General features: G+C 41.4%; 6 protein-coding genes and 1 pseudogene. 2 read left to right on the top strand and 5 right to left on the bottom strand.

Translation table 11 applies throughout. The features are described from left to right. A partial coding sequence (locus tag K245_RS25655; RefSeq protein WP_035276808.1) for a transposase occupies positions 1 to 291 on the top strand: 291 nt, incomplete at its 5' end. A 260-nt stretch (positions 292 to 551) separates the two neighbouring features. On the opposite strand, the gene K245_RS0120110 is transcribed toward K245_RS25655, so the two are convergent. The 5 genes and pseudogenes from K245_RS0120110 to K245_RS0120135 form a co-directional block, all read right to left on the bottom strand. After that, positions 552 to 1,892 (bottom strand): sigma-54-dependent transcriptional regulator, encoded by a 1,341-nt coding sequence (locus tag K245_RS0120110; RefSeq protein WP_027360628.1) that lies wholly within the window; start codon positions 1,890 to 1,892, stop codon positions 552 to 554. Continuing rightward, the gene (locus tag K245_RS0120115) at positions 1,889 to 3,130 is read right to left on the bottom strand and encodes an ATP-binding protein (protein ID WP_027360629.1); all 1,242 of its coding nucleotides are present in this window, start codon (positions 3,128 to 3,130) and stop codon (positions 1,889 to 1,891) included. Before K245_RS0120115 ends, K245_RS0120110 begins: the two co-directional genes overlap by 4 nt. Positions 3,131 to 3,337: 207 nt before the next feature. Beyond that, positions 3,338 to 3,538, bottom strand: a pseudogene (locus K245_RS25660) (helix-turn-helix domain-containing protein); the annotation flags it as partial. Between the two features lie 502 nt (positions 3,539 to 4,040). Next, positions 4,041 to 5,432 (bottom strand): MFS transporter, encoded by a 1,392-nt coding sequence (locus K245_RS0120130; RefSeq protein WP_027360630.1) that lies wholly within the window; start codon positions 5,430 to 5,432, stop codon positions 4,041 to 4,043. Positions 5,433 to 5,602: 170 nt separating this feature from the next. After that, a complete protein-coding gene (locus K245_RS0120135; protein ID WP_051284484.1) occupies positions 5,603 to 6,373 on the bottom strand; it encodes a class I SAM-dependent methyltransferase in 771 nt (256 codons plus the stop codon). Between the two features lie 75 nt (positions 6,374 to 6,448). Between K245_RS0120135 and K245_RS25665 the strand changes: the two genes are divergently transcribed. Beyond that, on the top strand, positions 6,449 to 7,033 hold the full coding sequence (locus tag K245_RS25665; protein ID WP_051284486.1) for an AraC family ligand binding domain-containing protein: 585 nt from the start codon (positions 6,449 to 6,451) through the stop codon (positions 7,031 to 7,033). The last annotated feature ends 439 nt before the right edge of the window (positions 7,034 to 7,472 follow it).

The following is a 7,472-nucleotide window of genomic DNA, read 5'->3' on the forward strand; positions in this document are numbered from 1 at the left end:
GAGCTCGCTGGTTTCCAGCACGAACCCCATGTTACTGGAGGTGGTAAAGCAGCTGTAGAGCATCCATCCTTCAAATGGGTCAATATAATACTTGGTAACTTAAAAAATGCGCTCAAAGGTACTTATCATGCAATTAATCGCAAGCATGTTCCACGCTACCTGGCAGAATTTCAGTACAGATTCAATCGCCGATATGATCTGCCGTCCATGATTCACAGACTTATTTATGTTGCTCTTAGGACTCCGCCCATGCCATCAACCATGCTTTCTATGGCTGAAGCAGAGTGGTAATCAAAAAAACTAATTCCATTTTGCATTCAAAATGATACCAAGGCGGCAAGGAGGACACTCTGAATATATATGTTGTTTGTATGTCGAATAGTTGATGACGCGGCTAATCCAATAAATATGGGGGAACGAGTCAAATCGCTAACTGGAATACTTACCGATTCACCACGGCCGTACTGAAAACCTCATGTGAAATATTTTCACATGAAAAGATGTGTCAGTGTGAATGAATTTATCAATGATATACTCATATAAAATTCTTTCTACATTACCCCCAATCTTTTCATCTTGTAAATAAGCCCACGGCGCGTGATCCCGAGAAGTTCTGCAGCCTGGGTGCGATTTCCTCCTGTTTTGAGCAAAACTTGCTTTATGCTTTCTATTTCGCGTTCTTCAAGTGTTTTGACATTCTGACATTCTGATTGGCTGGACTGATTCTGTGTTATTGCGTCTATTTTAGTTGTTCTTCGTATAACAGGAGGAAGATTGTCCGGTGAAATTACATCAGACTGGCACAGAAGCAAAGCATGCTCCATCGAATTTGCCAGCTCCCGCACGTTGCCTGGCCAGTGATAGGCTATAAGTGCAGAGGCCGTAGCCCTTGACAGACGTTTGATTTCAGAATGTCCCTGAGCTATAAAAAATCGTGCGAGGGGAAGAATATCTTCCTGACGTTCACGTAATGGTGGAATTTCAATGGCTATGACATTAAGTCGGTAATATAGATCTTGTCGGAATTTACCTGATTCCATCTGCGTCTGAAGATTCTGGTTTGTTGCCGCAAGGAGGCGGAAATCAGTTTTTGTCTCCTTGTCACTGCCCACAGGATTAACAACGCCGGTTTCAATGGCTCTGAGCAATGTGGGCTGAAGCTCAACCGTCATATCTCCAATTTCATCCAGAAAAAGTGTGCTTCCGTCTGCTTCCCTGAAACGTCCCGTACGTCTGGCCACAGCACCTGTGAATGCTCCTTTTTCATGGCCAAACAGTTCGCTGGCAAGCAAATTGGCCGGAATTGCGGCGCAGTTGACAGCAATCATCGGCCTGTTTCTCCGCTGGCTATTCCTGTGAATGAATTCCGCGACTATTTCTTTTCCTGAGCCACTTTCTCCTGTCAAAAGAACATTTGAATCGCTTGCGGCCACACGAAATGCATCCCTAAGCACAGATCTCATTGCCGGACTTTCCGCAACTATGCCCCTTAATGCTTCAGAGGGTATTTCACATTCCTGGAATTGACGGCTGACTCCAAGTGTATCATTTATGGCTGATATCAGTTCATCCAGATCCACAGGTTTGGAAAGATAGTCAACAGCTCCTAATTTCATGGCTTTTACAGCATCCCTGACATCTGCATACGCTGTAACAAGAAGAAACGGCAGCAACTCATGTTTTCCGCGTACTTTTTGGAGCAACTCGATTCCGCTTGCGCCCGTCATTCTGACATCCGAGACGATCATGTCATGTGGCTTTTCATCCATTAAAGATAACGCTTCTTCTGCGGAAGAGGCAAGGGTTGTCGTAAATCCGGCGGCTTCAATAACCTGTCTGTAAAGCTCAAGATAGCGTGATTCGTCGTCAACGATGAGAATTCTTTTCTTCATGAATTGCCCTCGCCGGAATCGGATATCATAATTCCGGATATTTTCACGGCAGTCCCCTTGTTAACATTTGATTCAGCTTTTATTGTCCAGCCATGATTCTCAACAAGGCGTTTTACTATGGCAAGTCCAAGTCCATGGCCATCAGGGAAACCCGCTACGTAAGGCTTGAAAATATTGGGCAGAAGGTCAGAATTGATTCCAGTGCCCTGATCTTCAACAAGGATTTCGGCTATATCTGAATTTCTGCTTACGCTGATAAAAGCCATTGTCCCTCCGGCAGAAGCATGAAGGCTGTTGAGGAGCAGATTGACAAGGATCTGTCGAAGCATATCCTCGTCTGCAATAATTGCTATTTCAGGGCATTTGACTTCAAGTTTTACACCGACCGAATCAAATTCAGCCTGCAAGACGCCTACAACTTTTTGAATGGATTTTCTAACATCCATGCGTACTGCCTTGACTTCCCTGTGCTTTGCAAATGTCAGAAAATGACCAAGACGTGAGGCAGCCTTATCCACCTCGTCTATTATGCTTTCTATCATTTTCAGGGTTTCTTCGTGGATGTCTGGCTCTCTGGAGATCTGCTGGGCAATACCTGAAATTATTCCAAGAGGATTTTTTGTCTCATGGGCCAGCCCTGCTGCTGCCAGTTCCAGATCCTCAAGATAGGCTGATCTTGCCCTTTGTGCTTCAAGCTGTTCTGAAAGTTTTCTGCTTCTAATCATCATTATCCATGCAATCAAATTTGCAGTTATGACCAGAAGAGCCAGAGAAACAGTAATAACCAAATTTTTACTCTGGATTATATATCCCCGGTCTTTTTCAAGGTTCCCCCCCATGATCATAATCTTGTTGCCACTGTTCACTGTTTCAAGTGTTTTCCAGAAATAAATTTCATTATCTTCGAATTTTTCTCCTTCAGATGACTGAGGATTAAGGCTATCTGGCGCATCACCTATTTTAAAATCGGCTTTTCCGTTTCGTTCGAGGATGAAAAAACTGAAAGGTGAATTCTGGATGGAGTTGCTTATAACTTTCTGAATAACCTCATTCTGAAGCTGGCAATGTTGATCTATGGCTATCAGATTATTTGCAGCAATATCGAAGCGAAGCCTTTGTCTGGAATGGCTGCGTTCAATTATCTCCTGACAAGTGTGAAAGGCCCAAATAGAAAGAAAGGCAAGCATACTTATTGTGAGTATTATGGGGAATCGATATGTTTTTAATGTATTTGGCATATAAAAGTTTTTCCTCTTATTACTGGTAAAGCAATATATATGCCGTTTTTTAAACGTATGATTAAACAAATAGAGTGTCACTTCTGAATGAACTTTGGTATCGCTGTATGCAGCATTAACCATAATGTAAAAAAGCTGTAAGGCCTTAAACAACTTCTCATTTTCATGGATATTTAAAAATCAAATATTATTCGTGGTTTTAGCATTTTACCAGTTATCTCTTTCAATATTTTCATTTTTCTGGCGTGGCTGAATCACAAGTTCAAGATCAAGAGCTGCAAGAAGACGGAAAAGAGTATTCAGCGTTGTTCCAGGATTACCCTTTTCAACCTTGGAGATGGTATGCTGTTCCATGCAGACCTGATGCCCCACTGCTTTTTGGGTAAGGCTTTTCTTCTTGCGCTCAGTCCTAAGGCAAGTCCTAAACTTTCAGGTGAAACAAGTCTGTGGATCATTATCACTCCTTATCCATGAAGCTGATGTTTCAATTATGTCAATTAGGGTATTTATTATTTTTATACTCTATCAGATATAAAATAGAAATATACTCTATGAAACATTTTATCATAGAGTAATCCGTGGTCAAATACAGTATAGACTGTCATTGAATATTGAGGGATGTATCTTGATGGCAATCTGTCATCTCAAGGATTACTTGCCTGAAAAGCATTTCGAATTTCTTTAGTCTGGTCGATATTTCGCCTATTTTTGAGAGGGCTTGGAATTACTGGAAATTTGGAATTGTTTCATAAAGTTTAACATCAACAGATCTTTATATGTAAAAATCTGTCCAGATCCCAGTTTTACAATCTGGGTGTCTGGATAAACCAAAACCTTTTTCGAATTTAACAAATCAGATTCCAGCGCAGTTTTATTCATTGCTCCTGATTAACAAATTCGAGATCATTTATCAGTGGTATCTTGCTTGTTTCCCCCTACCATAAGAAACTGCAATACCAAGAAATGAAAACAATGCGGCAACAACAAGACCGACTTTCATGCTTATGATAAATTCAGGGATGGTCTCAGGTTTTATGGCTGAATCTCCCATAAATACAGAAAAAATGACCGCAACAGAAGTCATGCTCACTGCCATCCCAAGAGTCCTCATAGCCCCTATCATTCCCGATGCAACACCTAACTGTCTTCTTTCAACGCTTCCCATTATTGCAGTTGAATTGGGCGTTATAAAAATACCGAATCCAGAGCCAATAAGGATAAGCTCCGCAGCAATAACCCACAATGATGTATCTGTACCCACTGTAATTGCGGCAAGCAATAGTCCTATTGAACTTGCGAGCATACCGGCTGTTGCAAGCTTTGCAGCTTCAATTCTTTCGGATAATCTTCCTGCAACTGGAGAAGTTATCACCTGCATCAGAGGCTGAAGAAGCAAAATAAAACCAGCCTGTCTTGGAGACAAGCCCTTTGCATATTGCAGGAAAAGACTCATGAGAAATGTTATCCCAAAAGTAGCTGCATAGTTTCCAAAAGCAGCCAGACAACTTAAAGTAAAAAAACGGTTATTTGAAAGCAGTGATACATCAAGAAGAGGACTGGGCGTCTTTTTTTCCATATAGAAGAAAGCTGTTAGCCCCTGAATCCCGATGGCTATCATAATCGGACCCATTGGCATCTGTCTGGCATGGGCAGCTCCAGTCATAAAAAGACCTATGCCGACTGCATACACAAAGCTTCCTTTCCAGTCCATTTTTTCACCTGGAGCATTCCTTGAGATATTTCTCATTCCGTATATGCACATCGATATGGCTGACAACCCGAATGGAACTGCCATGGCAAAAACGAATCTCCATCCCAGATGAGCTGTTACATATCCGCCGATTACCGGCCCACTTGAAAGTCCCGCATATGTACAAGCCGATACGATACCAATTTTTCTGGCACGAACTTCAGGAGGATAAACTGACGCAACAATGGCCATACTCCCTGAAAGAAGCATGGCACCGCCTATTCCCTGAAAAAAACGCTGAAACATCACCATTTCAATACTTCGGGTAAAACTTAATGAAAATGTCAAAGTGGTAAAAAAGACAAGCCCTGTAAGAAACACCTTATTCTGACCGACAATATCTCCGAAGCGTCCGAATGTCAGCATAGCCATAGCAATAGAAAGCACATAAAGCTGTTCTACAAGACCAAGTTGCATGGCAGAAGCATTCATCTCACGGCCGAGTGACGGCAGTGCTACTCCAACAGAAGTCAGCATAAATGGAGCCATGAACTGGGCTATGCATACCGTGACAAGCACCATTCCAGGAGATATATTTTTTTCTTGCTGCATTCCAGACCCTCAATTTCTGCGATGAATTCAAAGACAGCTTTTGTCAAAAGCCATTGTATTTGAAAGCAGCAATGTATTTTGTAAAGTATTTTTCTCAATGAGTTTTTTAACTATGCGGCAATCAAATCAATTTTTTTCAATATAATACCTCATGGACAAGTTCGACAGATCTATTTCTTTCCGGCATAGACAGATATTGGTACTGTATATATTATCCTCTTATTTTCTTTTCGGGCGTTAATACCTATCAGGTTTATTCCAATATCGTTCATAATCATATCTCTCAGTTTAGATTCATCTCCTGAATTTGGAAAAGACGCTCTTAATTGATCTTCCAGTTCTATATTAACGTCATAGGAGCTTTGGATACAATCAGACAAGCCCGAGTTCTGAAATAATAAAGCAAATTCTTCATGTGTCAGAGCGTGAGTATGCGACGGGTCACGCATTTTTTCAAGATTATCATAGTATTTAGATTTAGAAGACTCCACAGCTACGTCAGCTACTATCACCATACCGCCTGTTTTGCAGACTCGAATCATTTCCGTCAAAGTTCTTTGCGGTTCAAGCAGATGATGAAAACTGTATCTTGTCAATACAATCGAAAATAAATTGTCGGGATATGGCAATGAAACTGAATTGCCGATATCCCAGGTCATGTTTTTAAGCCCCTTCTCCAGTTGACGTTTTTCCGCCTGCACAATCATCTCCGGAGTTATGTCTATTCCTGAAACATGATCTGCATAGAGGGCGAACTCACAAGTAACTATGCCTGGACCACAGGCTACATCCAGTACATTGTCATTCTTGCATACGTCAGAAAGCTCGATTAATACCTGCACTGCATCTGAGTGTGCCTGTACTTGTGTAAAAGGAATGGCCTGACGCGTGAATTGTTCGATAATTTTAGCCTGATGTGTCTGTTCATTTTGATTCTTCATTATGGGTTCTCCTATTCGAAAGTTATGAGAAACTATAATTTGCAAACCATATGACTGTCTTGCTATATATGGACAATGAATATCGATAAACTGACAAAATTATCACCTATTGAAATTGGATATAGAATTGAGCCAGCATTGCCTGTCATACCATTTGCCATGCAAGTGAATCAGGCTGGTTGCGCTGGTTCCCATGCTCATCCTCGCGGTCAGCTTATCTATGCAAGCAGCGGTGTAATGAGGGTTGTTTGCGGACGTGACGTCTGGGTCGCACCGCCTTCACAGGCAGTATGGGTACCACCTGATATGGAGCATGAAGTCTATTTCCCAGGCGAAATTTTATTACGTAATTTGTTCATTGATCCTTCCATGTCTTCATCCTTGCCAAAAGATTGCACCATACTGAAAGTGTCATCACTTTTACGTGAGTTGATTCTGAAAGCAGTACTGATAGGAGATGGCTACTTACCAGAGAGTTCAGGATACCGGCTGATGCTTGTAATAATCGACGAATTGCAACAGGCAGAGCCAACAGAACTGCATTTACCGATGGGAAGAGATGAAAGGCTTCTAAGAGTTATGGAGGTGTTACTTAAAAACCCTGGGGTGATCAACGACAATTATTTTTCCGCTCCAGAGCTCTTTCTTCAATGGCTATAAAAGCCTTCTTTACTGGTTCTGGAGTCGCAAGCCAGTCTTCTTCTGTAAATGGACGCGTTGATTTCATGTTTGCGCATCTATTACAATCACTTTTAGATATCTATATAAAAATTGATATTTATAATATTTTCAGATCACATTTTTTTTGTTATCGATTGGGGTAAGTACTTTTAAATCACACCCTGTGATTGAATACAAAATGTCTGCCTCTATTGGAAGCGTTATATGCCTTACAGTGATCAACGACAGTTATAAATCCCCCCTGACGACAATTAGAATTCCCGCTTAATGCAAACCCGGTTATCCAATGTTGTGATATGGAGGATCATTGGATGATCACTGACAATCAGGTGAAGAAATTGAAGAAAAATTTAAGCGCGGGAAAAAGCCTTGTAATCTCGGCATTGCAAGCTGGCATGGATGAAAAGACAGCGAGGAA

This window comes from Desulforegula conservatrix Mb1Pa (assembly GCF_000426225.1).
GTDB classification, from domain to species: domain Bacteria; phylum Desulfobacterota; class Desulfobacteria; order Desulfobacterales; family Desulforegulaceae; genus Desulforegula; species Desulforegula conservatrix.